Raw genomic sequence first — 1,668 nt, forward strand, 5'->3', positions numbered from 1 at the left:
TGTGCCTTGAGGCCGAGCTTGTCCAGGTTGCGGCCGCGCTCGAAGCCGGGCATGCCGCGCTCGACGACGAGCAGGCTGAAGCCCATCGCGCCCTTGTCGGGGTCGGTCTGCGCGACCACGATCACGATGTCGGAGTTGATGCCGTTGGTGATGAAGGTCTTGGCGCCGTTGAGCACCCAGTCGTCGCCGTCGCGGACCGCGCGCGTCTTGATGCCCTGCAGGTCCGAGCCGGTGCCGGGCTCGGTCATCGCGATGGCGGTGATGATCTCGCCGGAGCAGAAGCCGGGCAGCCAGCGCTGCTTCTGCTCCTCGTTGGCCAGCTCCAGGAGGTAGGGCGCGATCACATCGTTGTGCAGGGCGAAGCCGAGGCCGGAGTACTGACCGCGGACCGACTCCTCGGCCACGATCGCGTTGTAGCGGAAGTCCTTGACCCCGCCGCCGCCGTACTCCTCCGGCATGGCCATGCCGAGGAAGCCCTGTTTACCCGCCTCCAGCCACACCGCGCGGTCGACGATCCCCTGCTCTTCCCATTTCGCGTGGTTCGGCGCGACATGCTGATCGAGAAACTTGCGGAACGACTCCCGGAACAGATCGTGCTCGGGTTCGAACAGTGTGCGCTCCACACCAACCTCCTAGTGACCACACCGGCCGGTCCACACCGACCCGTCGTTGTCTCATACGGTACCCGGAACGAGAATCCCAGTTCACTTCTGGGGCGTAATCGTGGGCTAACCAGGCGGGGCGTCGGGGCAGTCGCGAGCGGATCGAGATTCACGACAAACCACGGGCTGAAGACCCATCGCGTCGCGACCCATCCGCGCACCCCTGGACACCGAATAACTATTCGGCGGCCAGGTCAGGTGCGGCCATCGCACGACTGCCGCCATCCGCGAGAAGGAGAGAACAGGTGCCACCCACTCCGCTCTCCTGGCGCGTCGGAGTCGATCCGCATGCTCCGTCGTGCTGATCGGAGGATCGCGGGCGCGGCGAGCCCCGGTCCCGGCGAACTTCACCACCGCGCCGCGTCGCCTCGGCCACGCGATCGAACGCGGCGTCGTCGTCGGCACGGCCATCGCGGCGCCGCTGTTGCTCGGCGTGGCGATGGGTCAGGTCGGGACGGGTGTGCTGGTGTGCCTTGGCGGCTACCTGGTCGCGTTCGTCGATCAACGAGGCCCGACGAGGACGCGGGCCGTCGTGCTGCCGATCGCGGCCGCCGTGCATGCCACCGTTTACCTGGCCTCTCGTCTGGCGGCGAATTGCCTGTTGGTCTCGCTCGCGCTGCTCGGCGTGCTGGTGTTCTATGCGATCGGGACCGGGCGCGATGCGCGTCTGCGTGGCAGGCTCGGCGCGATGCCGACGACGGCGTTCCTGATCGCCGCCGAGCACACGCCGCATGGGCACGTGTCGACCCTGCCCGCGGCGCTGCTTCTGCTGGTCGGTGGGCTCTGGTACGCGGCCGTCGCGGTCACGCTGCTCGACCCCGTGCCGGATCGACCGGCGGCCTCGGCCGCGCCGTCCGCGGGCAGACGACGCTACGTCGTGCGCACCCTCGTGATCGCGTGCGCGTTGTTCGCCGCCGTGTCCTCGGTGCCGCACGGGGTGTGGGCCGTCATCGCCTTCTTCGGGTCTCGCGGCCCGGTGTGGCGCGCACCGCGCGGCGGGCCCGGC

2 protein-coding genes are annotated in these 1,668 nt (G+C 69.1%); one reads left to right on the forward strand and one right to left on the reverse strand.

Annotated elements, in window-relative coordinates:
* Positions 1-623, reverse strand: a 623-nt coding sequence (locus ON39_RS21255) for an acyl-CoA dehydrogenase family protein (RefSeq protein WP_040736971.1), incomplete at its 3' end; no start/stop codon positions are given.
* 337 nt (positions 624-960) lie between these two features.
* On the opposite strand from ON39_RS21255, the gene ON39_RS21260 reads away from it, so the two are divergent.
* The coding region (locus ON39_RS21260) for a hypothetical protein (protein WP_040736973.1) at positions 961-1,668 on the forward strand (708 nt) is incomplete at its 3' end.

The organism is Nocardia tenerifensis NBRC 101015 (genome assembly GCF_000308715.1).
Lineage (GTDB): Bacteria > Actinomycetota > Actinomycetes > Mycobacteriales > Mycobacteriaceae > Nocardia > Nocardia tenerifensis.